This is a genomic window from Streptomyces sp. CA189 (genome assembly GCF_056428985.1).
Window position 1 is genome coordinate 38,432 of the sequence record NZ_JBWJVM010000002.1, and the last position, 24,970, is coordinate 63,401.

The 24,970-nt window shown below is 71.7% G+C and carries 21 protein-coding genes, 1 pseudogene and 1 riboswitch; of the genes and pseudogenes, 17 read left to right on the top strand and 5 right to left on the bottom strand.

Annotated features, from left to right (window positions below; translation table 11 throughout):
- Positions 1–6: 6 nt before the first annotated feature.
- The 11 genes and pseudogenes from AC061S_RS02400 to AC061S_RS02450 all read left to right on the top strand — a co-directional run bounded on the left by AC061S_RS02400 (position 7) and on the right by AC061S_RS02450 (position 12,429).
- A complete protein-coding gene (locus AC061S_RS02400; RefSeq protein WP_478684326.1) occupies positions 7–870 on the top strand; it encodes a glycosyltransferase family 2 protein in 864 nt (287 codons plus the stop codon).
- A gap of 96 nt (positions 871–966) precedes the next feature.
- A complete protein-coding gene (locus AC061S_RS02405) occupies positions 967–1,896 on the top strand; it encodes an ABC transporter permease (RefSeq protein ID WP_478684117.1) in 930 nt (309 codons plus the stop codon).
- The gene (locus tag AC061S_RS02410) at positions 1,889–2,665 is read left to right on the top strand and encodes an ABC transporter ATP-binding protein (protein ID WP_478684118.1); all 777 of its coding nucleotides are present in this window, start codon (positions 1,889–1,891) and stop codon (positions 2,663–2,665) included. The genes AC061S_RS02405 and AC061S_RS02410 overlap by 8 nt, the downstream gene beginning before the upstream one ends.
- Before the next feature lie 407 nt (positions 2,666–3,072).
- Entirely contained in the window at positions 3,073–3,993 is a 921-nt protein-coding gene (gene hpnC / locus AC061S_RS02415) for a squalene synthase HpnC (RefSeq protein WP_478684327.1), read from the top strand.
- On the top strand, positions 3,990–5,024 hold the full coding sequence (hpnD, locus tag AC061S_RS02420; RefSeq protein ID WP_478684119.1) for a presqualene diphosphate synthase HpnD: 1,035 nt from the start codon (positions 3,990–3,992) through the stop codon (positions 5,022–5,024). Before hpnC ends, hpnD begins: the two co-directional genes overlap by 4 nt.
- A gap of 91 nt (positions 5,025–5,115) precedes the next feature.
- Positions 5,116–6,489 carry a hydroxysqualene dehydroxylase HpnE gene (hpnE, locus tag AC061S_RS02425; RefSeq protein ID WP_478684120.1) on the top strand — a complete coding sequence of 458 codons (1,374 nt, stop codon included), beginning with the start codon at positions 5,116–5,118 and terminating at the stop codon, positions 6,487–6,489.
- Between the two features lie 104 nt (positions 6,490–6,593).
- Entirely contained in the window at positions 6,594–7,688 is a 1,095-nt protein-coding gene (locus tag AC061S_RS02430; protein WP_478684121.1) for a polyprenyl synthetase family protein, read from the top strand.
- Between the two features lie 190 nt (positions 7,689–7,878).
- Positions 7,879–9,333: pseudogene (shc, locus tag AC061S_RS02435) on the top strand (squalene--hopene cyclase); the annotation flags it as partial.
- Positions 9,333–10,013 carry a phosphorylase family protein gene (locus AC061S_RS02440; RefSeq protein WP_478684122.1) on the top strand — a complete coding sequence of 227 codons (681 nt, stop codon included), beginning with the start codon at positions 9,333–9,335 and terminating at the stop codon, positions 10,011–10,013. The pseudogene shc and the gene AC061S_RS02440, both read left to right, overlap by 1 nt.
- A 5-nt stretch (positions 10,014–10,018) precedes the next feature.
- The gene (gene hpnH / locus AC061S_RS02445) at positions 10,019–11,050 is read left to right on the top strand and encodes an adenosyl-hopene transferase HpnH (RefSeq protein ID WP_478684123.1); all 1,032 of its coding nucleotides are present in this window, start codon (positions 10,019–10,021) and stop codon (positions 11,048–11,050) included.
- A complete protein-coding gene (locus tag AC061S_RS02450) occupies positions 11,047–12,429 on the top strand; it encodes an aspartate aminotransferase family protein (protein ID WP_478684124.1) in 1,383 nt (460 codons plus the stop codon). Before hpnH ends, AC061S_RS02450 begins: the two co-directional genes overlap by 4 nt.
- A gap of 99 nt (positions 12,430–12,528) precedes the next feature.
- On the opposite strand, the gene AC061S_RS02455 is transcribed toward AC061S_RS02450, so the two are convergent.
- The gene (locus AC061S_RS02455; protein WP_478684125.1) at positions 12,529–13,350 is read right to left on the bottom strand and encodes a tyrosine-protein phosphatase; all 822 of its coding nucleotides are present in this window, start codon (positions 13,348–13,350) and stop codon (positions 12,529–12,531) included.
- A 334-nt stretch (positions 13,351–13,684) separates the two neighbouring features.
- Positions 13,685–13,881, top strand: a riboswitch (cyclic di-AMP (ydaO/yuaA leader).
- 2 nt (positions 13,882–13,883) lie between these two features.
- Here AC061S_RS02455 and AC061S_RS02460 point away from each other — a divergent pair.
- On the top strand, positions 13,884–14,894 hold the full coding sequence (locus AC061S_RS02460; protein ID WP_478684126.1) for a LysM peptidoglycan-binding domain-containing M23 family metallopeptidase: 1,011 nt from the start codon (positions 13,884–13,886) through the stop codon (positions 14,892–14,894).
- 66 nt (positions 14,895–14,960) lie between these two features.
- The gene (locus AC061S_RS02465) at positions 14,961–16,115 is read left to right on the top strand and encodes a winged helix DNA-binding domain-containing protein (protein WP_478684127.1); all 1,155 of its coding nucleotides are present in this window, start codon (positions 14,961–14,963) and stop codon (positions 16,113–16,115) included.
- Between the two features lie 51 nt (positions 16,116–16,166).
- Here AC061S_RS02465 and AC061S_RS02470 read toward each other — a convergent pair whose 3' ends face one another.
- Positions 16,167–16,898 carry an SDR family oxidoreductase gene (locus AC061S_RS02470; RefSeq protein WP_478684128.1) on the bottom strand — a complete coding sequence of 244 codons (732 nt, stop codon included), beginning with the start codon at positions 16,896–16,898 and terminating at the stop codon, positions 16,167–16,169.
- Between the two features lie 95 nt (positions 16,899–16,993).
- Between AC061S_RS02470 and AC061S_RS02475 the strand changes: the two genes are divergently transcribed.
- Positions 16,994–17,842 (top strand): LysR family transcriptional regulator, encoded by an 849-nt coding sequence (locus AC061S_RS02475; protein ID WP_478684129.1) that lies wholly within the window; start codon positions 16,994–16,996, stop codon positions 17,840–17,842.
- A 186-nt stretch (positions 17,843–18,028) separates the two neighbouring features.
- Here AC061S_RS02475 and AC061S_RS02480 read toward each other — a convergent pair whose 3' ends face one another.
- Positions 18,029–18,751, bottom strand: coding sequence for an SDR family oxidoreductase (locus AC061S_RS02480; RefSeq protein WP_478684130.1), 723 nt, complete (start codon positions 18,749–18,751; stop codon positions 18,029–18,031).
- Positions 18,752–18,847: 96 nt separating this feature from the next.
- Here AC061S_RS02480 and AC061S_RS02485 point away from each other — a divergent pair, with 96 nt between their 5' ends.
- The gene (locus AC061S_RS02485; protein WP_478684131.1) at positions 18,848–19,801 is read left to right on the top strand and encodes an AraC family transcriptional regulator; all 954 of its coding nucleotides are present in this window, start codon (positions 18,848–18,850) and stop codon (positions 19,799–19,801) included.
- 46 nt (positions 19,802–19,847) lie between these two features.
- Here AC061S_RS02485 and AC061S_RS02490 read toward each other — a convergent pair whose 3' ends face one another.
- Both AC061S_RS02490 and AC061S_RS02495 read right to left on the bottom strand, forming a co-directional pair.
- The gene (locus AC061S_RS02490) at positions 19,848–21,260 is read right to left on the bottom strand and encodes a M20/M25/M40 family metallo-hydrolase (protein ID WP_478684132.1); all 1,413 of its coding nucleotides are present in this window, start codon (positions 21,258–21,260) and stop codon (positions 19,848–19,850) included.
- A gap of 86 nt (positions 21,261–21,346) precedes the next feature.
- A complete protein-coding gene (locus AC061S_RS02495; protein WP_478684133.1) occupies positions 21,347–22,510 on the bottom strand; it encodes a PP2C family protein-serine/threonine phosphatase in 1,164 nt (387 codons plus the stop codon).
- Between the two features lie 144 nt (positions 22,511–22,654).
- Here AC061S_RS02495 and AC061S_RS02500 point away from each other — a divergent pair, with 144 nt between their 5' ends.
- Both AC061S_RS02500 and AC061S_RS02505 read left to right on the top strand, forming a co-directional pair.
- The gene (locus tag AC061S_RS02500; protein WP_478684134.1) at positions 22,655–23,548 is read left to right on the top strand and encodes an SGNH/GDSL hydrolase family protein; all 894 of its coding nucleotides are present in this window, start codon (positions 22,655–22,657) and stop codon (positions 23,546–23,548) included.
- Between the two features lie 134 nt (positions 23,549–23,682).
- Positions 23,683–24,891: an MBL fold metallo-hydrolase gene (locus AC061S_RS02505; RefSeq protein ID WP_478684135.1), complete on the top strand. Its 1,209-nt coding sequence runs from the start codon at positions 23,683–23,685 to the stop codon at positions 24,889–24,891.
- Positions 24,892–24,970 lie beyond the last annotated feature (79 nt).

A 24,970-nucleotide genomic window follows, 5' to 3' on the forward strand; every position in this document is an offset into this window, starting at 1 on the left:
ATCACCATGGGCAACCGCCCGGACGAGCTCAAGGCGCTCCTCGACTCGGTGGCCCGGCAGGACGGGGCCCCGGTCGAGGTGGTCGTCGTGGGCCAGGGCGTACGGCTCCCCGGCCTGGCGGACCCCGCGGCGGGCGTGCGCACCGTCGAGCTGCCCGAGAACCTGGGCATCCCGGGCGGCCGCAACGTCGGCATCGACGCGTTCCGCACCGCGGGCTCCGACGGTTTCGACGTGGACGTCCTGCTCTTCCTGGACGACGACGGACTGCTGGAGCGCACCGACACCGCCGAGCTGTGCCGGCAGGCCTTCTCCGAGGACCCCGAGCTGGGCATCGTCAGCTTCCGGATCGCCGATCCGCGGACCGGCGAGACCCAGCGCCGGCACGTCCCCAGGCTGCGGGCCGCCGACCCGATGCGCTCCTCGCGCGTCACCACCTTCCTGGGCGGCGCCAACGCCGTCCGCACGAAGGTGTTCGAGCAGGTCGGAGACCTGCCGGGGCAGTTCTTCTACGCGCACGAGGAGACCGATCTGGCCTGGCGGGCGCTCGACGCCGGGTGGCTGATCGACTACCGGGCCGACATGGTGCTCCTGCACCCCGCCACGGCCCCCTCCCGGCACGCGGTCTACCACCGTATGGTGGCTCGCAACCGGGTGTGGCTCGCCCGCCGCAACCTGCCCGCCCCGCTGGTCCCGGTCTACGTGGGCGTCTGGCTCCTGCTGACGCTCCTGCGCAAGCCCTCGGGGCCCGCGCTCAAGGCCTGGTTCGGCGGGTTCAAGGAGGGCTGGACCACCTCCTGCGGTCCCCGGCGCCCCATGAGATGGCGTACGGTCTGGCGGCTGACCCGGCTGGGCAGACCGCCTGTCATCTGACACGTCCGGGTCTGAGACCATGGCGCGATCACGAACCGATCGACTCAGGCCCGATGCCACCTTCTGCCGCATCATGAAGACGGAAAGTTTCATCTTGTGAGTGACACAACCCAGGACGGAGCCCTTGCCACGAGCAAGCGGCCGTCCGAAGACGCCGGGCTGAGCCCCTCGGAGCTCGCCAGGAAGTACGGCCTGTCCGTCAGCGGAGCCCGGCCGGGGCTGGTCGCGTACGTGCGCCAGCTCTGGGACCGGCGCCACTTCATCATCGCGTTCTCCCGGGCCAAGCTGATGGCCCAGTACAGCCAGGCGAAGCTCGGCCAGATCTGGCAGGTGGCGACCCCGCTGCTGAACGCGCTGGTCTACTACCTGATCTTCGGGCTGATCCTCGACGCCGGCCGAGGCATCGACAAGAACGACTACATCCCGTTCCTGGTGATCGGCGTCTTCGTCTTCACCTTCACGCAGAACTCGCTGATGGCGGGTGTCAGGGCCATCCCGTCCAACATCGGCCTGGTCCGCGCCCTGCACTTCCCGCGCGCCTCGCTGCCGATCTCCTTCTCGCTGCAGCAGCTCCAGCAGCTGATGTTCTCGATGATCGTCGTGTTCGCGGTCACGGTCGGCTTCGGCAACTACCCGAGCCTGTCCTGGCTGCTGGTGCTCCCGGCGCTGGTCCTCCAGTTCGCCTTCAACACCGGCCTCGCCATGATCTTCGCCCGGATGGGTTCCAAGACCCCCGACCTCGCGCAGCTCATGCCGTTCGTCACGCGTACGTGGATGTACGCCTCGGGCGTCATGTTCTCCATCAGCGAGATGCTCAAGGGCAAGCCCACGTGGATCGCGGACGTGCTGCAGTGGAATCCGGCCGCCATCTACATGGACCTGATCCGCTTCGCGCTCATCGACGGGTACGGCCGGGAGAACCTGCCGCCCCACGTCTGGGCCTTCGCCGTCGCGTGGGCGGTCCTGATCGGACTCGGCGGATTCGTGTACTTCTGGAAGGCTGAGGAGCGTTACGGCCGTGGCTGAGAACAACCAGGGGCACGTCCCCACCGTCATCGCCGACGACGTGCACATCGTCTACCGGGTCAACACCGGCAGCTCCGGCAAGGGCAGCGCCACGGCGGCGCTCAGCAAGATAGTCCGCCGGGGCGGCGACGCACCGGGCGTCCGCCGGGTCCACGCCGTGCGCGGGGTCACCTTCACGGCGTACCGGGGCGAGGCCATCGGTGTCATCGGCTCCAACGGCTCCGGCAAGTCAACCCTGCTGCGCGCCATCGCGGGTCTGCTGCCCTGCGAGTCCGGCAAGGTCTACACCGACGGCCAGCCCTCGCTGCTGGGTGTCAACGCGGCGCTGATGAACGACCTCACCGGCGAGCGCAACGTGGTCCTCGGCGGCCTCGCGATGGGTATGACCCGCGAGCAGATCACGGAGCGCTACCAGGACATCGTCGACTTCTCGGGCATCAACGAGAAGGGCGATTTCATCTCCCTGCCGATGCGCACGTACTCCTCGGGCATGGCGGCGCGTCTGCGTTTCTCCATCGCCGCGTCGAAGGACCACGACGTCCTGATGATCGACGAGGCGCTGGCCACCGGTGACCGGAAGTTCCAGGTGCGTTCCGAGGCGCGCATCCGCGAACTGCGCAAGAAGGCCGGCACCGTTTTCCTGGTGAGCCACAACAACAACTCCATCCGCGACACCTGTGACCGGGTGCTGTGGCTGGAGCGGGGCGAACTCCTGATGGACGGCCCCACCGACGAGGTCGTCGCGGCGTACGAGAAGGCGACCGGCTGACGGATTTCCACCGACGGCCCCCACCGCGTCCGGCGGCGGGGGCCGTCGCATGCCGTACGGCTGCCGGGCGCACTTCGCGGCCCCCTTTTCGCCGGGGTGGCGTGCGGGCGACATTGTGTGGTGGAGCGAATACCCGTCGAGCCCCGGCGGCGTTGTACAGCGTAAGCTGGGCCGGGCCCCAATCGCGGGCAAGAGGGGGCGATTCCCCCAAAGGCGAATAGCCCAGGACGCCCCGGGGAAAACGCGGCGGCGTGTCCGAAATAGGATGTATTGGGTTGGCAGTGTAGAACGGGAGATGTGACGGCAATGGCTACGGGAATTCTCCGGCCCCCAGGCACGACGGCCGTCCCCGCCGCGGGCGGCGGGCGGTGACCCCGGGGCACGGCACCAGCCCCCGGCCGCACGAGCTGCCCGACGCCTCCGGCTCCTTCCCCGCCCAGCCGGGCGCCGCCACCCTCGACAAGGCGCGCTCCGAGAACTTCCCCGTCGCCCCCGCCTTCCTGCCCCGCGCCTGGCGCGAGGGCCTGATGGCGGTCTACGGGTACGCCCGCCTGGTCGACGACATCGGCGACGGCGACCTCGCCCCGGGCGGCCACGACGCCGTGCTGCTCGGACTCGACCCCGCCGCCGCCGACGACCGGCCCGCCATGCTCGACGCCCTCGAAGCCGACCTCCGGCGCGTCTTCGGCGGCACCGACGGGCCCCCGCGCCATCCCCTGATGCTGGCCCTGCAGCCCGTCGTACGCGCCCACGGGCTCACCCCCGAATCGTTTCTCGGGCTCATCGAAGCCAACCGCCAGGACCAGCGGGTCGCGCGCTACGCGACGTACGGCGACCTCGTCGGCTACTGCGAGCTCTCCGCGAACCCGGTGGGCCGGCTCGTGCTCGACCTCACCGGCACCAGCACCCCCGAGCGGATCCGCCGCTCCGACGCCGTCTGCACCGCCCTGCAGATCGCCGAACACCTCCAGGACGTCGCCGAGGACCTCGCCCGGGACCGGATCTACCTCCCGGGCGAGGACATGCGCCGCTTCCACGTCACGGAGACCGACCTGAAGGCCCCGAGCGCGGGCGCGTCCGTACGCGCCCTCGTCGCCTTCGAAACCGAACGGGCGCGGGAGCTCCTCGACGAAGGCACGCCGCTCGTGGGCAGCGTCCACGGAAGGCTCCGGCTGCTGCTCGCGGGCTTCGTGGGAGGGGGACGCGCCGCCCTGCGAGCCGTCACCGCCGCCGGCTTCGACGTCCTTCCCGGCCCGCCCAAGGCAACCAAGAGCGGCCTGCTCCGCGAAGTGGCCGCCGTCCTGCGCTCAGCGCCGAGAAAGGGGTGAGCCCGACCGTGGAGGGCCCCACACACGCTTCCGCACCGGGCGCGCCGTCCGTGCCGACAGCGATGTCCGCACCGGCTGCGACGTCTTCACTGATCGCTGCGGCCTACGGCTACTGCGAGGCCGTGACCGGCTCGCAGGCGCGCAACTTCGCGTACGGCATCCGACTGCTGCCCGCAGACAAGCGGCAGGCGATGTCCGCGCTGTACGCCTTCTCCCGGCGGGTCGACGACATCGGCGACGGCACGCTGCCGCACGAGGTCAAACTGGTCCGGCTGGAGGAGACCCGCACCCTGCTCGGCCGGATCCGTGCCGAGGAGGTCGACGAGGACGACACCGACCCGGTCGCGGTCGCCCTCGCACACGCCTCGCGCCGCTTCCCGATCCCGCTCGAAGGGCTCGACGAACTCATCGACGGCGTCCTCATGGACGTCCGCGGCGAGACGTACGAGACCTGGGACGACCTCAAGGTCTACTGCCGCTGCGTGGCCGGGGCCATCGGCCGGCTCTCGCTCGGCGTCTTCGGGACCGCACACTCCAGCGGGCACGCCGGAGCCGCCGGGCTCGGCGCGCACGACGCCGCACGGGCCGGCGAGTACGCCGACACCCTCGGCCTCGCCCTGCAACTCACCAACATCCTCCGGGACGTTCGCGAGGACGCGGGCAACGGGCGCACCTACCTGCCCGCCGAGGACCTCGCCAAGTTCGGCTGCTCCGACGGCTTCCACAGCGACCGGATGCCCCCCGGCGCCGACTTCGCCGGGCTCGTCCACCACGAAGTCCGGCGCGCCCGCGCCCTGTTCGTGGAGGGCTACCGGCTGCTGCCGCTGCTCGACCGGCGCAGCGGCGCCTGCGTCGCGGCCATGGCCGGCATCTACCGGCGCCTGCTCGACCGCATCGAGCGCGAGCCGGAGGCCGTGCTCCGCGGCCGGGTCTCGCTGCCGCCGCACGAGAAGGCGTACGTGGCCGTCCGCGGCCTCTCCGGCCTGGACGCGCGGACCATCGCGCGCCAGAGCACCAGGAGGCGGCTCTGATGACGGCGGGCCGGCGGGCCGTGCCGGCGGGGCGAACGGGAGCAACCCCGCGGCGCCCGGCGGCGTCTGTGGGAGCGACGGAGGAGGGCGCATGACCGAGCACCACGCCGTGGTCGTCGGCGGCGGGCTCGCCGGCGTCACCACCGCGCTCGAACTCGCCGACGCGGGCCTGCGGGTGACCCTGCTGGAGGGCCGGCCCCGCCTCGGCGGCCTGGCGTTCTCCTTCAAGCGCGGGGAACTGACCGTGGACAACGGCCAGCACGTCTACCTGCGCTGCTGCACCGCCTACCGGTGGTTCCTCGACCGCGTCGAGGGCGCGGACCTGGCGCCCCTGCAGGACCGGCTCGACGTACCCGTGCTCGACGTCGCCCACCCCGGCGGCCCCCGGCTCGGGCGGCTGCGCCGCAGCGCCCTGCCCGTGCCGCTGCACCTGGCCGGCTCCCTCGCCCGCTACCCGCACCTCTCGCTCGCCGAGCGGGCGTCCGTCGGGCGCGCCGCCCTCGCGCTGCGCCGCCTCGACCCCGCCGACCCGGCGCTCGACGGCGTGGACTTCGCGACCTGGCTCGGCCGGTACGGCCAGTCCCCGCGCACCATCGAGGCGCTGTGGGACCTCGTCGGCATCGCCACCCTCAACGCCACCGCCGGGCAGTCCTCGCTGGGCCTGGCCGCCATGGTCTTCAAGACCGGCCTGCTCTCCGAGAACGGCGCGGCCGACATCGGCTGGGCCCGGGTACCGCTCGGCGACCTGCACGACACCCTCGCCCGCAAGGCCCTGGACGCCGCCGGGGTGCGCACCGAACTGCGCACCCGGGTCACGGACATCTCCCGCACCCCGGAGGGCGATTGGCGGGTGAGCACCGAGGGCGGCTCGTTCGACGCCGGCACGGTCGTCCTCGCCGTCCCGCAGCGCGAGGCGCACGGACTGCTGCCCGCCGGGGCCCTCGCCGACCCCGACAAGCTGCTCGACATCGGCACCGCGCCGATCCTCAACGTGCACGTCGTCTACGACCGCAAGGTGCTCAAGCAGCCGTTCTTCGCGGCCCTCGGCTCACCGGTCCAGTGGGTCTTCGACCGCACCGACTCCTCCGGACTCCCCGACGGCGGCCAGTACCTGGCGCTGTCCCAGTCGGTCGCCCACGAGGACATCGACGAACCCGTCTCGGTCCTGCGCGCCAAGTACCTGCCCGAGCTGGAACGGCTGCTGCCCGCCGCGCGCGGCGCCAAGGTGCGCGACTTCTTCGTCACCCGGGAGCGCACCGCGACCTTCGCCCCCACCCCCGGCGTCGGACGGCTGCGGCCCGGCCCCCGGACCGACACGCCGGGGCTCTACCTCGCCGGTGCGTGGACCGCGACGGGTTGGCCCGCGACCATGGAGAGCGCCGTCCGCAGCGGACTCGGCGCGGCCCGTGCCGCGCTCGTCCCGCTGGGCCGCCACCGCGAACACCCCTTGCAGGAGGCGGTATGACCACCACCGGCACCGCAGCACCACGCAGCTCGGCACCACGCAGCGCAGCACCACGCACCGCAGCACCAAGCACCGCAGTACGTACAGGAACCAGAGGAGAGCCAGTGAACCCGGGGAATCCGGCCGTCGAGAACACGGACGCCAGTGCGGGCCCGGCCGGCGGGGAGAAGGCGGACACGCGCGCCCTCCTCGAACGAGGCCGTACGCTCTCGACGCCCGTGCTCCGCGCCGCCGTGGACCGGCTCGCCGCGCCCATGGACACCGTCGCCGCCTACCACTTCGGCTGGATCGACGCTCAGGGCAACCCGGCTGACGGCGACGGCGGCAAAGCCGTCCGCCCCGCCCTCGCCCTGCTCTCGGCGGAGGCCGCCGGCGCCGCCGCCGAGGTCGGCATCCCCGGCGCCGTCGCGGTCGAGCTCGTCCACAACTTCTCGCTGCTGCACGACGACCTGATGGACGGCGACGAGCAGCGCCGCCACCGCGACACCGTGTGGAAGGTCCACGGACCCGCCCTCGCCATCCTCGTCGGCGACGCGCTGTTCGCCCTGGCCAACGAGGTGCTGCTGGAGCTCGGCACGGTCGAGGCCGGCCGCGCGGCGCGCCGCCTGACCACCGCGAGCCGCAAGCTCATCGACGGCCAGGCCCAGGACATCTCCTACGAGCACCGCGAGAGCGTCACCGTCGAAGAGTGCCTGGAGATGGAGGGCAACAAGACCGGCGCCCTGCTCGCCTGCGCGGTCTCCATCGGCGCCGTGCTCGGCGGCGCGGACGACCGTACGGCCGACAAGCTGGAGGAGTACGGCTACCACCTCGGCCTCGCCTTCCAGGCCGTCGACGACCTCCTCGGCATCTGGGGCGACCCGGAGTCCACCGGCAAGCAGACGTGGAGCGACCTGCGCCAGCGCAAGAAGTCCCTGCCCGTCGTCGCCGCCCTCGCCGCCGGCGGACCGGCCAGTGAGGAACTCACCGAACTGCTCGCCGCCGACGCCAAGAGCAACGACTTCGAGAACTTCTCCGAGGAGGAGTTCGCGGCCCGCGCCGCGCTCATCGAGGCGGCCGGCGGCCGCCGGTGGACCGCCGACGAGGCGCGCCGCCAGTACGAGATCGCCATCAAGGCCCTCGACGACGTGGACATGGACCAGCGCGTGCGCGACCAGCTCGTGGCGCTCGCCGACTTCGTCGTCGTGCGCAAGAGGTGATCGCCACCCGTACGCGCATATGAATCGCGAGTCGCCGACCGGTACTGCCTGCCAGTAGTACCGGCCGACGGCGGCCCCCAGTAAAGCGGATGACAGCAGAGGACACTGCACGCAAAGGGGAAGCCATGACTGCGACGACCAACGGCGGCGCCCATGCCTGCGGCGCCGACCCGAACGAACCCGGTCCCGGGCCCGGCAGACGATCGTCCCCCTCACCGTGGTCTCCGCACTGCGCCCGGTCCGCCCGGCCCCCTTCGCCCTGGACGAGCTGCACTCCGACGCGCGGACCCCGTACCCCGTCAAGAAGCTCGCGCCGCTGGCCAGTTGGGACGGCGCCTTCCAGCGGATGGACAAGGCCCTGCACGTCTACCGGCGGTTCGCCCCGCGCCGGCTGCGCGCGGCGGCGATGGCGAGCGCCGGCCGCTGGATCGTGGAACGGCAGGAGAACGACGGCTGCTGGGGCGGCATCCAGCCGCCCGCCGTGTACTCCGTCATCGCCCTGCACCTGCTCGGCTACGACCTCCGGCACCCGGTGATGCGCGCCGGACTGGAGTCCCTGGACCGCTTCGCCGTCTGGCGCGCGGACGGCGCCCGCATGATCGAGGCCTGCCAGTCCCCGGTGTGGGACACCTGCCTGGCGGCCATCGCGCTGGCCGACGCGGGACTGCGCCCCGACCACCCCGCCCTGGTCAAGGCCGCCGACTGGATGCTCGGCGAGGAGATCGCGCGCAGCGGGGACTGGGCCGTGCGCCGGCCCGGACTGGCCCCGGGCGGCTGGGCGTTCGAGTTCCACAACGACAACTACCCCGACATCGACGACACCGCCGAGGTCGTCCTCGCCCTGCGCCGCGTCAAGCATCCCGACCCGGCGCGGCTGGAGGGGGCCATCGCCCGGGGAGTGTCCTGGAACCTCGGCATGCAGTCGAAGAACGGCGCCTGGGGCGCCTTCGACGCCGACAACACCAGCCCCTTCCCCAACAAGCTGCCCTTCTGCGACTTCGGCGAGGTCATCGACCCGCCCTCGGCCGACGTCACCGCCCACGTCGTGGAGATGCTCGCCGTCGAAGGCCGGGCGGGCGACGCGCGCACCCGGCGCGGCATCGCCTGGCTCCTCGCCGAACAGGACCCGAACGGCGGCTGGTTCGGCCGCTGGGGCACCAACTACGTCTACGGAACCGGCTCGGTGGTCCCGGCCCTGACCGCCGCCGGCTACGCCCCCTCGCACCCAGCGATCCGGCGGGCCGTGCACTGGCTGGAATCCGTACAGAACGAGGACGGGGGATGGGGCGAGGACCAGCGCTCCTACCAGGACCCGTCCTGGGCGGGGAAGGGCGCCTCCACCGCCTCGCAGACGGCGTGGGCGCTGATGGCCCTGCTGTCGGCGGGGGAGCGCGACGCGCCGTCCGTGGAGCGGGGCATCGGCTACCTCGTCTCCACCCAGCACTCCGACGGCACCTGGGACGAGCCGTACTTCACCGGTACCGGATTCCCCTGGGACTTCTCCATCAACTACCACCTGTACCGCCAGGTCTTCCCGCTCACCGCGCTGGGCCGCTACCTGTACGGAGAACCGTTCGGCCCGGGCGGGCGGTACGCGGAGCCGGCCGCCCTCCCGCGCACGGCCCACGCCCCCGGGGAGGCGTGATGTCCGGCGGCCCCGCCGCGGCCCCGCCGCCGCTGCTCGTCGCCTGCGCGCTGCGCATCGAGCGGACGGCCCTGCGCAGCACCTCGCACCACGGTGGCCGCGAGCGGGGCGCGCCCGAGCGGTACGAGGTGCTGCGCACCGGCATGGGTCCGCGCGCGGCCGAGCGCGCCGTCGGCCGGAAGCTGGCCGAGCCGGAGCTGCACGGCGCGGCGGTGCTCGCCACCGGATTCTGCGCCGGGCTGCTGCCCGGCATGAGCCCCGGCGACCTGATCGTCGCCGAGGAGACCCGGGACCCGCGCGGCACGGTCGCCTGCGCCGGTACCGCCCTGCTCGCCGAGGCGCTGGCCCGGGCCGTACCCGGCCGGACCGTACACCTCGGTGCACTGACCGGATCCGACCACGTCGTCCGGGGCCAGGAGCGCGCCCAGCTGCGCGCCGGCGGCGCCATCGGGGTCGACATGGAATCGGCCGCCACCCTCTGGGCCGCGACCCGCGGCGGGAGCGCCCCGGGGGGCGCGGACCGTCCGGTTGCGGCCGTCCGGGTGATCGTGGACGCTCCGGAGCATGAGCTCGTCCGCATCGGCACCGTTCGCGGGGGAATATCGGCCTTTCGCGTACTGCGTGCCGTACTGCCCGCGTTTTATGAATGGCACCGTTCTTTGCTGCTCCCCAGGAGGTGAGCCAGATGGCCATGCCACTGCGACAGACCATCAGGGTCGGGACGTACCTGCTCGAACAGAAGCTCCGCAAGCGTGAGAAGTTCCCGCTGATCGTCGAGCTGGAACCGCTCTACGCCTGCAACCTGGCCTGCGAGGGGTGCGGGAAGATCCAGCACCCGGCCGGGGTGCTCAAGCAGCGCATGCCCGTGGCCCAGGCGGTGGGCGCCGTACTGGAATCGGGCGCGCCGATGGTGTCCATCGCGGGCGGCGAGCCCTTGATGCACCCGCAGATCGACGAGATCGTGCGCCAGTTGGTAGCCAAGCGGAAGTACGTCTTCCTCTGCACCAACGCGATGCTGCTCCGCAAGAAGATCGAGAAGTTCACGCCCTCCCCGTACTTCGCCTTCGCCGTCCACATCGACGGACTGCGCGAGCGCCACGACGAGTCGGTGGCGAAGGAAGGCGTCTTCGACGAGGCGGTCGCGGCCATCAAGGAGGCGAAGCGGCGCGGATTCCGGGTGACGACCAACTCCACCTTCTTCAACACCGACACCCCGCAGACCATCATCGAGGTCCTCAACTACCTCAATGACGAACTCCAGGTGGACGAGATGATGATCTCGCCGGCCTACGCCTACGAAAAGGCGCCCGACCAGGAGCACTTCCTCGGCGTCGAACAGACCCGCGAACTGTTCAGGAAGGCTTTCGCGGGCGGCAACCGGCGGCGCTGGCGGCTCAACCACTCCCCGCTCTTCCTGGACTTCCTGGAGGGCAAAGCCGATTTCCCCTGCACCGCCTGGGCCATTCCGAATTACTCGCTCTTCGGCTGGCAGCGCCCCTGCTATCTGATGAGCGACGGGTACGTGCCCTCGTACCGGGAACTGATCGAGGAGACCGACTGGAGCAAGTACGGCCGCGGGAAGGACCCGCGCTGCGCGAACTGCATGGCGCACTGCGGCTACGAGCCCACGGCGGTCCTGGCCACCATGGGCTCGCTGAAGGAGTCGCTGCGGGCGGCCCGCGAGACCGTGGGCGGGAACCGGGACAAGTCGGCATGACCGGCTTCGACCTCGCCGCCCTGCTCGCCGAGCGGGGCGGCGAGCGGTACGAACTGCACGCCCGCCACCTCAACCACCAGCTCCCGCGCATGCTGCACACCATCGGCTTCGACAAGGTCTACGTGCGGGCCGAGGGAGCCCACTTCTGGGATGCCGAGGGGAACGACTACCTCGACATGCTGGCCGGCTTCGGGGTGATGGGCCTGGGCCGCCACCACCCGGTGGTCAGGCAGGCCCTGCACGACGTGCTGGACGCCCAGCTCGCCGACCTCACCCGCTTCGACTGCCAGCCGCTGCCCGGGCTGCTGGCGGAGAAGCTGCTCTCCCACAGCCCGCACCTGGACCGGGTCTTCTTCGGCAACAGCGGCACCGAGGCGGTGGAGACCGCCCTGAAGTTCGCCCGGTACGCCACCGGGCGCCCCAGGGTCCTCTACTGCGACCACGCCTTCCACGGGCTCACCACGGGCTCGCTCTCGGTCAACGGCGAGGCCGGCTTCCGCGACGGCTTCGCGCCGCTGCTGCCGGACACCGGGATCGCGCTCGGGGACCTGGCCGCGCTGGAGCGGGAGCTGAAGAAGGGGGACGTCGCGGCCTTCGTCGTGGAGCCGATCCAGGGCAAGGGGGTGCTCGCCGCCCCGCCCGGGTTCCTGCTCGCCGCGCAGGAGCTGCTGCACCGGCACGGGGCGCTGCTGATCGCGGACGAGGTGCAGACCGGCCTCGGCCGGACCGGCGACTTCTACGCCTACCAGCACGAGGCCGGAGTCGAACCGGACCTGGTCTGCGTGGCCAAGGCCCTCTCCGGCGGGTACGTGCCCGTCGGTGCGACCCTGGGCAAGGACTGGATCTTCAAGAAGGTCTACTCCTCCATGGACCGGGTGCTCGTCCACTCCGCCAGCTTCGGCTCCAACGCGCAGGCGATGGCGGCCGGGCTCGCCGTCCTCTCCGTCATGGAGGACGAGCGGGTGGTGGCCAACGCCCGATCGATGGGCGACCTGCTGCACGGGCGGCTCGCCGCGCTCGTGGACGAGTACGAACTGCTCCACGCGGTACGGGGACGCGGGCTGATGATCGGCATCGAATTCGGCCGGCCGTCCTCGCTGGGCCTGCGGAGCCGCTGGAGCATGCTGCAGGCGGCGCGCAAGGGGCTGTTCGCGCAGATGGTAGTGGTGCCGCTGCTGCAGAAGCACCGGATCCTCACGCAGGTCTCCGGCGACCACCTGGAAGTGATCAAGCTGATCCCGCCGCTGATCGTGGACGAGGCGGACGTCGACCGGTTCGTCGGCGCCTTCCGCGCGGTCATGGACGAGGCCCACGGCGGCGGCGCGCTGATGTGGGATTTCGGCCGGACGTTGGTGAGGCAGGCCGTCGCCAACCGTTGAACCGACTGCTGGGCCGACTGCTGGGCCGACCGCTGAACCGACCGCTGGGCCGGCGGCCCGGCAGTCGGCCCGGCGGCAGTCGGCCCGCCTCGTGGGGCGTCAGTCCAGCAGCCGGTCGCGGAGCCTGCCGAGGGTCTCGGGCGTGAGTCCGAGGCCGTCGGCGAGGTAGCGCTCCACACCGCCCCACTCCTCGTCGATGGCGTCGAAGGCCGTGGTCAGATACGGGGCGCGGGCGTCGAAGAGCGGGGCGAGCAGCTCCATCACCTCGGGGGCGCGGGCCTCGGGCGAGTCGCTGCCGCGGCGGACCCGGTAGCGGTTGTGCGGGGCGTTCGACTCCAGGTAGTCCGCGACGATCGCCTCCCGCTCGACGCCCAGCGCGAGCAGGGTGACGGCGATCGACAGGCCGGCCCGGTCCTTCCCGGCGGCGCAGTGCATGAGGGCCGGGACGCTGTCCTCGGCGAGCGCGTGCACGACCCGGCTGTGCTCGGCCGTACGGGTCCGGATCATCGTCCGGTACGAACGGGACATCCGCGCGGCGGCCTTGCCCCCGCCCAGGATCTCGCGGAGCTGCGCCAGATCCCCTTCGCGGACCATCTTCCAGAACTCCCGGCCGTCGGCCGGATCCGACAGCGGAATGCCGACGTTGCGCACACCGGGCAGCTCCACGTCCGGACCCTCCAGGGCGTGGTCGGCGCCGTTGCGGAAGTCGAAGACGGTGTGCAGTCCGAGCGACCCGAGGAATTCCGCGTCGCTTTCGGTGGCATGCGCCAGATGTCCGCTTCGGAACAGTCGTCCCGACTTGACCCTTCGGCCGTCCACGGTCGGCAACCCGCCCACGTCACGGAAGTTGCGCACTCCGGTCAGCGCCGACTCGGCCGGTACCGGATCGGTGTGGGGGCTCTGGGGTATCTGCTGGGTCACAGGGGCTCCTCCGTGTCGTCCGTGTCGTCCGTGCGGTCGTCGCCGCGCGTGTCCGAATTGCGCTACTTGCTGACAACTTGCCATAGCGAGAGGCGAGATCGGACACCTCCCCGTGAGCCAGATCATACGGTGACCGTGAGTGCCTGATCACGAATGGCGAATTCCCCTGTCGGGACGGCTGTTGGGGGTGGGGAATGGACGGAGGGTGACCGGAATTCCGTCGGTCCATCATCCCTGGGAATCCATCGAGGAATTCGGGACTTGTTCCGTGCGGGCAGGCTCGATTACCTTCGCGATCGATCCGGATGGACCGCCTAATCCTGCCGCCGTCCGGAAACCTCACCCGACTATTCACGCGCGCGGCAGGAGCGGGGGAACCAGGTAAGCCGCTGTTCCGGAGCTCCTTCGGGATCTTTACAACGGGACAGCTCGGGGTGAAGCCGTGCATGTGCTGTTCACCGGCACATACACCGCCGGACATCTCCAGTCCGAACCCGACAGCTCACCTCGCAGGCGTCGGAGAGGAATTCGCCATGTCCGGAACGGGTAAGCACCGCCGTCCCAAGTCCCGCTCGATATCCCGCGGGTTCGCCGCCGCGGGCACCGGTGGCGCGGCTCTCGCGCTTCCGCTGCTCGGCGCCACCGGCGCCCACGCTGCGGGCGCCCCGACCGCCGCGACCGCCGCCGCTCCGGTCCAGGCTCCGCAGGCCGTGGCCGCGCAGGCTGTGGCTTCGCAGGCCGTGGCCGCCCTCCAGGCGGCGCCGGCCGCCGCGCAGGGCGCCCCCGCCGTCTACACCGTGGTGGCGGGTGACTACCTCTCCAAGATCGCCGAGCGCCAGCACCTCACCGGTGGCTGGGAGCAGCTCTACGCGGACAACCGCGAGGCCGTCGGCACCGACCCGTCGCTGATCCACCCGGGCCTGAAACTGACCCTCGGCGCGAAGGGCTCGGCTCCGGCCGCGGCGGCCGAGTCCGCGCCGGCCGAAACGCCGAAGCCGGCCAAGAAGTCCGCTTCCTCCGGTTCTTCCACTTCTAGTGATTCGTCGGATTCGTCGGATTCTTCCGATGAGGCCGCCGCGCCCGCCGCCAAGGCACCCGCCGCCAAGGCCCCGGCCAAGCAGCAGGGCGGCTCCACGTCGACCGGCTTCGTCGCCCCCGTCGGCGGCGGCCCGTCCACCGCGTACAGGACCTCCGGCGCCATGTGGTCCAGCGGCTACCACACCGGTGTCGACTTCTCCGCGAGCAGCGGCACCACCGTCAAGGCGGTCGGCGCCGGTACCGTCGTCTCCGCCGGGTGGAGCGGCTCGTACGGCAACGAGGTCGTCATCCGGCACGCCGACGGCAAGTACAGCCAGTACGCGCACCTCTCCCAGCTGTCCGTCTCGTCCGGCCAGAGCGTCACCGGCGGCCAGAGCATCGGCCTCTCCGGTTCCACGGGCAACTCGACCGGACCGCACCTGCACTTCGAGATCCGCACCGGCCCCTCGTACGGCTCGGACATCGACCCGCTGGCCTACCTCCGGTCGAAGGGCGTCAGCATCTGAATCCGAGGCGCTGTCGGAGGTGCCGGTTAGGCTGCCCGTTTCGACAGGGGACGGGACGGTCACGGCATGAAGGTCAGCGCAGGGGAGCTCAACCGCTCCACGCTCGCACGGCAGTTGCTCCTGCGGCGCGAGGTGATGGACGTCGATGACGCGGTCCGCCGGGTGGTCGCCCTGCAGGCGCAGCACGCGGCCTCGCCCTATCTCGCGCTGTGGAACCGGCTCGCCGGCTTCGACCCGGCAGACCTCGACGCCGCCTTCGCGGGGCGTGAGGTCGTCAAGTCGACGTTGATGCGGCTGACCCTGCACGCCGTGCACGCGGAGGACTACCGGCCCTTCCGGGAGGCCGTGCAGCCCTCCGTACGGGCCGCCCGGCTCGGGACCCGTTTCACGGACTCGGGGCTGACGGCCGAGGACGCCGACGTCCTCGTGCCGGAGCTGCTGGACTTCGCCGACCGGCCCCGTACGACCGCGGAGTGCGAGGCCTGGCTCGGACACCGGCTGGGAGCGCCGCAGCAGCCCGGAGCGTGGTGGGGGCTGCGGCAGTACGCACCCCTGCTGCACGCGCCCACCGCCGCGCCCTGGTCGTTCGGGGAGCGCCCGTCCTACGTCGCGCCCCCGAGCCGGCCGCGCACGGTACCGGCGGACCCGGAGGCGGCGGAGGAGTCCCTGCGGACGCTGGTCCTGCGCTACCTGGAGGGATTCGGGCCGGCGTCGGCGGCGGACGTGGCGCAGTTCTCCCTGGTCCAGCGGGCCAGGGTCCGCCAGGCCCTGCGCGCGCTGGAGCTCTCCGGACGGCTCGACCGGCTGACCGGGCCGGACGGCGAGGAGCTGTTCGACACCCAGGGCGCGCCGCGGCCGCAGGAGGACACGCCGGCGCCGCCCCGGCTGATGGCCATGTGGGACAGCGTGCTGCTGGCCTACGCCGACCGGAGCCGCATCGTGCCGCCGCAGTACCGCAAGCTCGTCGCGCGGATGAACGGCGACACCCTGGCGACCCTGCTGGTCGACGGCCGCGTCGCCGGAGTGTGGCGCCCGGCCGGGGCCGACGGCGGGATCGAGGCGACCGCCTTCCACCCCCTGCCGGAGGAGGTCTGGGAGGGGCTCGCGGACGAGGCCCGGGCGCTGACGGCCTTCCTGGCCGACCGCGAACCGGAGGTCTACCGGCGGTACGGCCACTGGTGGAGCAAACTGCCGAGCGCCGAGACCCGGTTGCTCGTCTGAACGTGGGGCCGGGACCGGAGGGGGGCCCGGCCCCGATGACCGCCGTGCGCATCACCAGGGCACTACGCCGGCGTCTTCGAAGAACGAGCCGGTCGGGCCGTCGTCGGGCAGGGTCGCGAGTTCGATGGCGATCGAGGCGCCCTGTTCGGGGGTGCGCACGCCGCGGAAGCCGTTGAGGTCGGTCGCGACGTAACCGGGGCAGGCCGCGTTGATCAGGATGTTCGTGCCGTTCAGCTCCCGGGCGTACTGGAGGGTGACTGCGTTCAGGAAGGTCTTCGACGGCGCGTAGGCCGCAGACACCGGACCCGTCGTCAGCTCGGCGGCGGTGCCCGACTGCCGGGTGAGGGAGCCGACACTGCTGGACATGTTCACGATCCGCGGAGAGGCGGAGCGGCGCAGCAGCGGCAGCATCGCGTTGGTGACGCGGATGACGCCGATCACGTTGGTCTCCACGGCCGTCCGGATGGTGGCGGGATCGACCTGGGTGGGCTCCTGCGGCATGCCGCCGGTGATGCCGGCGTTGTTGACGAGCACGTCGAGACGCCCCGCCCGATCCTCGATCAGCAGTGCGGCGGCGGTCACGCTCAAGTCGTCGGTCACGTCCAGCGGTACGTCGAACGCGTCGACGCCGGCCGCGCGCAGCCTCTCCACCGCGGCCGCACGGCGCTGATCGTCGCGGGCGCCGACGCCGACGCGCCAGCCGAGGGCGCCCAGGCCCATGGCGATCTCGTAGCCGATTCCCTTGTTCGCGCCGGTGACCAGCGCAATCGTTCGTTCGCTCATGGGGACCATGCTGCTCTCGGACCCAGGCGGGGGTCCAAGACCGATCGGGTGGGCAGCGATACCGTCAGGGTCTTGATCCGGAGTAGCGTGGCCGTATGGAGACCCGGGAACTGCGATATTTCGTGGCTGTCGCTGAGGAGTTGCACTTCGGGCGGGCCGCGCGGCGGCTCGGGATCGCGCAGCCGCCCCTGTCGCGGGCGATCCAGCAGCTCGAACGCCGGCTCGGAACAGTTCTGCTGGATCGGACCAGCCGTACCGTCACGCTGACCGAGGCCGGCGCGGTGTTGTTGGCCGAGGGCCGGGCGGCCCTCGACGCGGTCGACGCCGCCGAGCGCCGGACCCGCCGCGCCGCCCCCTCCGTGACCGGCCGTCCCGGCCTGGTCCTGGCCGCGAAGGCCAGCGCGTCCAGAGAACTGCTGGCGAAACTGCTCGACGCGTACGCCGCCGAACCCGCCGCGGTCCTCGTCGACGTCATCCTGTGCGGTCCGGCCGAGCAGGAACGACTCCTGCGCGAGGGCCGGGCCGACGTGGCGCTGCTGCACCGGCCGTTCGACTCGACAGCCGGGTTCCACACCGAGGAACTCGGCGCGGAGGGCCAGGTCGTGGTCCTGCCGGCCGGGCACCCGCTCACGGTCCGCGCCCATGTGTCCATGGCTGACATCACCGCTCTGCCGGGATTGCCCCTGCCACGCTGGCCCGACCCCGACGGCACCTACCCGCCCGGCCTCGGCGCACAAGTCCGCGACCACGCACAGCTGCTGCAGCTCGTAGCGCTCGGCCGCGCGTGCGCGGTCCTACCGGAGTCCTGCGGAGCCCAGCTGCACGATGACCTCGCCGCCGTGCCCGTGCTGGACGCGGCGGCAGTCACCACCGTCATCGCCTGGCCCCCGCACAGCCGGTCCAGAGCCGTCGCCGACCTGGTCCGGACTGCGACACGTCTCTAGTGCTGTGGCCGGAAGGGTTCACCGTGTCACGGCGCCCGGCACGGCACCTCGCCGCGTTGTCGGACCACGACGGTACGTCCAGTACGAGTCGCGGTCCTCCGCCTTGCGATGCACCGCACCAGACACCGCGACCCGGCAAACCTTTCCGGCCTAGTCGTTCCCACCTGCCCGGCCGGGCGGGCGGTGTCAGGCCAGGGCGGCTCCGCCGTCGAGGGTGAGCACCGTGCCGGTCGCGTAGCCGTTGCTCAGGAGGTAGAGGTAGGCCGCCGCAGCCTCCTCGGGGCTGCCGACGCGCTGCACGGGAAGGCCGCTGCCCTGCGCTTGGAGGAAGGCCTCAGGGTCGGGCACGGTGCTGTCCCACAGCTCGGTGCGGATCGCGCCGAGGCGGACCGCGTTGACCCGCAGTGGGGCGAGTTCCAGGGCCAGGGCTCGCGTCAGTCCCTCGACGGCTGCTGTGATGCTCGCGCCGAGCGAGGTTCCGGGGGCGGGCCGGGTGGCGAAGGCGCCGGAGGTGAAGGTGATCGAGCCGCCGGGACGGAGCTTCGGCGCCGCGTACTTCGCGGCGAGCAGGGCACCCCAGAAGCGGCGCTCGAAGAACGCTCGGGACTCCTCGGCGGTGAGGTCGGCGAGCGGCTTCAGCAGCAGGGACTCGCCCGCCGTGTAGACGAGATGGTCGAACGCGCCGATCCGGTCGAAGAAGGCGGCGAGCGCGGCCTCGTCGGCGACGTCCAGCACGATGCCTTCGGCCGGGCCGCCGATCTTCTTCACCGCCAGGTCGACCCGGCCCCTGCTGCTGGAGGCGACGACCACGTTCGCGCCCTGAGTCGCCGCGGCCTGCGCGACGGCGAATCCGATGCCGGAGGTACCACCTATGACGACCACACGCTGGGTTTCCGATGTGTTGTTCATAGCGAGGACGCTACGTGCCACGACCGAGACGACGAATGGCCTGAAGTCTCGATTCTTTGTCTGACCGTCTCGATCCCGGCACGCTATGGTGCGGGCATGGACATACTCAGCGACACCCTTGCGGCCCTGCGAACCGGGCGTCCGTCTGTGGTCCGTACCGACGCGCAGGCGCCGTGGGGTGTGCGCTTCCAGCCCATCGCGGGAGCCGGATTTCACGTCGTCGTCGAAGGGCACTGCTTTCTCCTGCCGATCGGCGGCGATCCGATGGCCCTGGGCCCCGGCGACGTCGTGTTCCTGCGGCGCGGCACCGATCATGCGATCTGTGACGCGGTCACCAGCGAGCTGGTCGCCTTCGAACCCGACCGCGTCGACACCTCCTCGCCGATCGGGAGTTTCACCATCGAGGGCGACGGCCCTCGCAGCGTCCTGGTGTGCGGGGCCTACCACCTCGACATCGACCGGCCGCATCCGCTGCTCGGCGACCTCCCGGAGGTCATCCACCTCCCGGCCGGCCCCGGTCGCCATCCGGCGCTGCGCTCGGCGGTCGACCAGCTCTGCGCCGAGCTCCACCAGCCTCAGCCGGGTTCGGACTCGGTGGTCACGACGCTCGTCGATCTGCTGCTCCTCTACATTCTGCGGTCCTGGTACGCCGAGTTGCCCAGGGAGCAGACGCAGGGCTGGGCCTCGGCACTGAACGACCCGCTGATCGCCCCGGCGCTGAAAGCGATCCACGACGACCCGGCGCATCCGTGGACCGTCGAATCCCTGGGAAGCCGGGCCGGGCTCTCGCGCGCCGCGTTCGCCCGGCGGTTCACCACGGTGGTCGGCGAGCCACCGCTCGGCTACCTGACGATGTGGCGGATGGCCATCGCGGCGCGGATGCTGCGCGAGACGGCCGACTCCCTGAACGCCGTGGCCCAGAACGCCGGTTACACCTCGGAATTCGCGTTCGCCAAGGCATTCAAGCGGCACTTCGGCGCCCCGCCCGGGGCATATCGGCGGGGGTCCCGCGCCGGCGCCGGTGAGGACCATGGTGGTGTCCTCCCGTAACTGCCGGTCATCGGCGCACGTGCAGGCATGCGGTGCCTCCTCCCGCTCAGGTGGCGAGTCTGACGACGGCTTCGAGCAGGCATCGCCCGCCGAACATCACGTCGCTCACCCGGGCGTGTTCGTCGACTCCATGGATCAACCGCATGATGTCGGCGTCGCTCGCCGACGGGAAGAATCCGATGACCTTCGTTTCGGGGAACGCGCGGGCGTCCGTGGAAGCGGAGTTGATGTACGGAAGGACCCGCGCACCGGCCTCCTGGCCCGCCACCACGAGGTCCAGCACGCTCAGGAGTTCTGGATCGTCATGCACCCCGGCACTCACGCGCCCCTGGAGCAGGCTGACTTCGACTCCGCCGCCTACCGCCTCCTGCACCTGGGCCGCCCAGTCCTCGGGGCGTTCGCCGGGCAGCAGACGCCCGTCGAGCACGACGGACGCCTCGGTCGGCACGACGTTCAGGCGCCGCCCGCCGGACAGTAGGGTCGGGGTCGCCGTGTTGTGCAGCCCGGCGACGACGAACTCGCGCAGGAGGGGGTCGATGGGCAGGCTGCGGGCGCCTTCCCAGGTCGGCTCCTCCACCAGGCGTCGGATTACCTCTCCCGCGTCGCCCGGGTGGAGTTCCGCCAGTGTGTGGAGCATCCGGCGTGAGGTGGGCCGCAGGATCGACGGGGCCGCGAAGTCACGGAGCCGCACCAGGGCTTCGGCCAGACGGAAGACCGCCGCATCAGGACGTGGGAGGGAAGCGTGGCCGCCCTCGCCGGTCGCGGTGATCCGCATCCTGGCGCTGCCCTTCTCCGCGACCTGCACGGTGTAGACGGGACCGCCGGGTGTGAGGAAGCGCTGGCCGCCGCCCTCGTTGAACGCCACCTCCGCCTCCACGAGCGAACGGTGGTGCTCCCACAGCCAGTAGGCCCCCAGTCCGCTCCCCGCTTCCTCGTCGGCCGTGACGACCATCAGCACGTCACGGCGCAGCGGCACGCGGTGCGCCGCCAGCAGTTGCACGATGAGCAGGCTCGCTGCGATCTGCCCCTTCATGTCCAGCGAGCCCCGGCCCCAGACGCGGCCGTCCGCCACGTCACCCGAGAAGGGGGGCCGGCTCCAGTTCTCGGCCTGGGCGCCCACCACATCCGCGTGCCCGAGCAGCATCAGCGGCGGCTCGTCGCCGGAGCCCGGCAGCCGGGCGACCAGATTGGCCCGCCCGGGCTCGGACTCCAGCACGGTGTGCCGGATCCCGCAGCGGTGCAGTTCCCGGGAGAGGTACCGGGCGACCGCGATCTCGTTCCCGGGAGGGTTGGACGTGTCCAGGCGTACGAGGTTCGAAAGGTGGCCGACCAGATGCTCCTCCTCATCGGCCCACGCGAAAGGCAGCTCGAAAGGCGGCTCGAACGGAGCCATCACTCCTCTTCCGTCCCGCTCCGGGGGTTCGCCGCCCTCCCGCACCAGCGCGGTCAGCGCGTTCACCGCCACGAAAACCTAGCGAGTGGTCGGTAAGTTACGTTACGGTTCCGCAATCGGGAGTTCAAGGGGTGCCCGTGCCTCTTGCCGCTTCATGCGCGCCGGTCGATGAGGATCATCGCCACGTCGTCCGTCAAGAGGCCCTCGGTGTGGCGGATCAACGCCCGGTGCAGTTCGTCCAGGAACTCCTGTGGGGAGGTGCCCGCGGATATCTGCTCCATGGCCTCCGGCAGCGGGAAGAAGTCGTCGGCACGGTTGCGGGCTTCGATGACGCCGTCGGTGTAGAGCAGCAGCCGGTCGCCGGGCAGGAACGGGTAGCTCTCGGGTGCGGCGGGAGGGTCGTTCACGAGGTCTTCGAGACCGAGCGGCGGCATCGGCGAGGCGGGCATCAGGGCCTGTACCTTGCCCTGGCGCAGCGCCAACGGAGGAGGATGGCCGCGGCTGACCAGGTGCACCACCTGTTCGTCCGGCACCTGGGCGATGAGCGCGGTGGTGAATCCCTCCAGGAGGACTTCGGGAAGTTCTGCCTGAGAGTAGGTACCCGGCACGGTCGCCTCCCGCCGCAGCGCGGCCGCGCAATGGTTCATGACCTCCTGCAGGTCCTCCTCGTAGTGCACGGCCTCCCGGAACGCGCCCAACGCCACCGCGACCGCGCGTATGGCGGACAGCCCTTTCCCCCGGACGTCCCCCACGATCAGCCGGACGCCGTAGCGCGTCTGTACGGCCTCGTACAGATCTCCGCCCACCTGTGCTCCCGTCCCGGCCGCGAGGCACATGCTGGCCGCCCGCACCGGGCCCAGGAGCTCGGGGACGGGCCGCAGGACGACCTCCTGAGCCGCCACCGCGATCCGGCGGACCTGGTCGAGTTCGCTCTGCCTGCGCGCGCGCACCGCCTTGCTCAGGGTGACGCTGGCCACGGACACCACGATGATCCCCAGAAAGTTGCCGATGATCAGCTGGGTCTGGGTTCCCCACGACTGGTTGTACGTCGCGGAGGTCGCGTTCACGCTCGCAGCGAGGGCTGCCGCGGACAGCGTGCCCGCCGGGCCCATCGTCAGCGCGGCCAGGGCCGGCGTCGTGGTGAGGACGGGGCCGGTGACCAGATCGTGTGCGGGCGAGAGCTCGATGCCCAGCACGCCCAGCGCGATCGCGAAGGGCGCGCACTGGGCCAGTGTGAACAGGAGCGCGCCGTGACCGGCCGCTCCCGTTCGAGGGAACGGTCCTGGCCGAACGGGCGGGCGAGGGTGTGACCCCATGGGACCAGCCTGCCTTGCGGATGCTGTTACGGCCTCCCGGAATCCCTGGACCACCGGCGCCCCGGGAAAGCCCCCGCGCCATTCCCCGACCGGCGGGTGGCGAAGATCACGGTCCGTAAGGCCCTGGCTACGGTCGCGTAGGTCATGATCCGCGGTGAAGTATGGGGTCCCGTGGCAGCGACGACGACATCCAAGACCAAGACCATTGGCTCGTACGCGGCGCTCGGGGACAGCTTCACCGAGGGCGTGGGGGACCCGGGACCGGGAGACAGCTTCCTCGGCTGGGCGGACCGGCTGGCCGTCCTCCTGGCCGATCGGCGCGAAGAGCGGCACGAGGAATCCGGCGGCTCCGGCGAGTCCGGCGGCTCCGGCGAGTCCGGCGGCTCCGGCGAGTACGCCGATTCCGGCGGGTTCCGCTACGCGAACCTGGCCGTACGGGGCCGGCTGCTGGACCAGATCGTGGCCGAGCAGGTACCCCGGGCCAAGGAGCTCGCGCCGGACCTGGTCACCTTCTGCGCCGGCGGCAACGACATCATCCGGCCCGGCAGTGATCCGGACGACGTGGCGGAACGGTACGAGGCGGCCGTGCGCGACCTCACCGGATCCGTCGGGCTGGTCGTGATCACCACCGGCTTCGACACGCGCGACGTGCCGGTCCTCAAGCACATGCGGGGCAAGATCGCGACGTTCAGCGCGCACGTGCGGTCCATCGCCGACCGCTACGAATGCCCCGTGCTCGACCTCTGGTCGCTGAAATCCATACAGGACCGGCGGGCCTGGGACGACGACCGGCTGCACCTCTCGCCCGAGGGGCACACCCGGGTCGCCCTGCGCGCCGCACAGGTGCTCGGCCTCGACACGCCCGCCGATCCGGACCAGCCCTGGCCCCCGATGCGCCCGCGCGGATCGGTGGACACCACCCGCGACAACATCCACTGGGCGCGCGAGCACCTGGTGCCGTGGATCGGCCGACGGCTTCGCGGGGAGTCCTCCGGGGACCACGTGGAGGCGAAGCGGCCGGACCTGCTGCCGCTGTAGGGGCCGGTCGGGGCGGGCGGGGAGGGGGCAGGGGCGCGCTCGGAGGCGCGTAACGGAATCCTTGGGGAGTGTCACGCGTTGGGATGGTGGTAACCATGAGAACGCCCTGCCCGAACCCCCACACTGGAGGCGCCTTGACCGGCTCCCGTCCCTTGCGTCCACGGCTGCGCGCACTGCGGCCCGAAGCCTTCGGCGCGGACCCGTCCGGTGCCCGGCTGGACCGGATCCGGCGTTCGCCGAACTTCGCCGACGGGGTCTTCCAGAACCCGGCCGGGACCCGGACCAGGCCCTCCGGGTCCATGGCGGAGTTCGCCAAGATCTACTTCCACAAGGAGCAGCGGCTCCGGCGTAGCCCGGGCGCCCCCATCCCGGTCTACCCGACGACCCTCGCGGAGCTGTCGAAGCCCCCGGTCAGCGGCCTGCGGCTGACCTGGATGGGCCACTCCAGCGTGCTCGCCGAGATCGACGGGCGCCGGGTGCTGTTCGACCCGGTCTGGGGCGAGCGCTGCTCCCCCTTCCCCTTCGCCGGGCCCAAGCGCCTGCACCCGGTGCCCGTACCGCTGGCCTCGCTGGGCGAGGTGGACGTGGTGGTGATCTCGCACGACCACTACGACCACCTCGACCTGCCGACGATCAAGGCCTTGGCCGGCACGGACACGGTCTTCGCCGTCCCGCTGGGCGTCGGCGCGCACCTGGAGCGCTGGGGAGTCCCGGCCGACCGGCTGCGCGAGCTCGACTGGAACGAGACCACCAAGGTCGCCGGGCTCTCGCTCACCGCCACCCCGGCCCAGCACTTCTGCGGGCGCGGCCTGCGCAACCAGCAGTTCACCCTGTGGGCGTCGTGGGTCGTCGCGGGCGACGAGCACCGGATTTACCACAGCGGGGACACCGGCTACTTCCCCGGCTTCAAGGAGATCGGCGCGGCGCACGGCCCCTTCGACGCCACGATGATCCAGATCGGGGCGTACTCGGAGTTCTGGACCGACATCCACATGACGCCCGAGGAGGGCGTGCGCGCCCACCTCGACCTCCAGAGCGGCGCCGCGCGCGGCACGATGCTGCCGATCCACTGGGGCACCTTCAACCTGGCCCCGCACCCGTGGGACGAGCCGGGCGAGGGCACGGTGACCGCCGCGGCGGTGGCCGGGGCGGCGATCGCCCTGCCGGTGCCGGGGCAGCCGTTCGAGCCGGGCGCGGCCGACGCGCCGAGCGCACCGTGGTGGCGGCCCTTCGTGGCCGCGGGTTCGCCCCCGCCGCTCACACCCGCCCGGCCCGCCCGGCCCGCCGCGGCCGAGCGGCCGGAGGCCGTGACCCGGGAGGAGCCGGAGGCGGTGGGCTCCTAGCCGGAACCTGTCCGGCCGGGTACGCCGGCGAGCGGACCCCCCTGGTGCAGGAGGGTCCGCTCCGGGGAAGCCGGTGGGT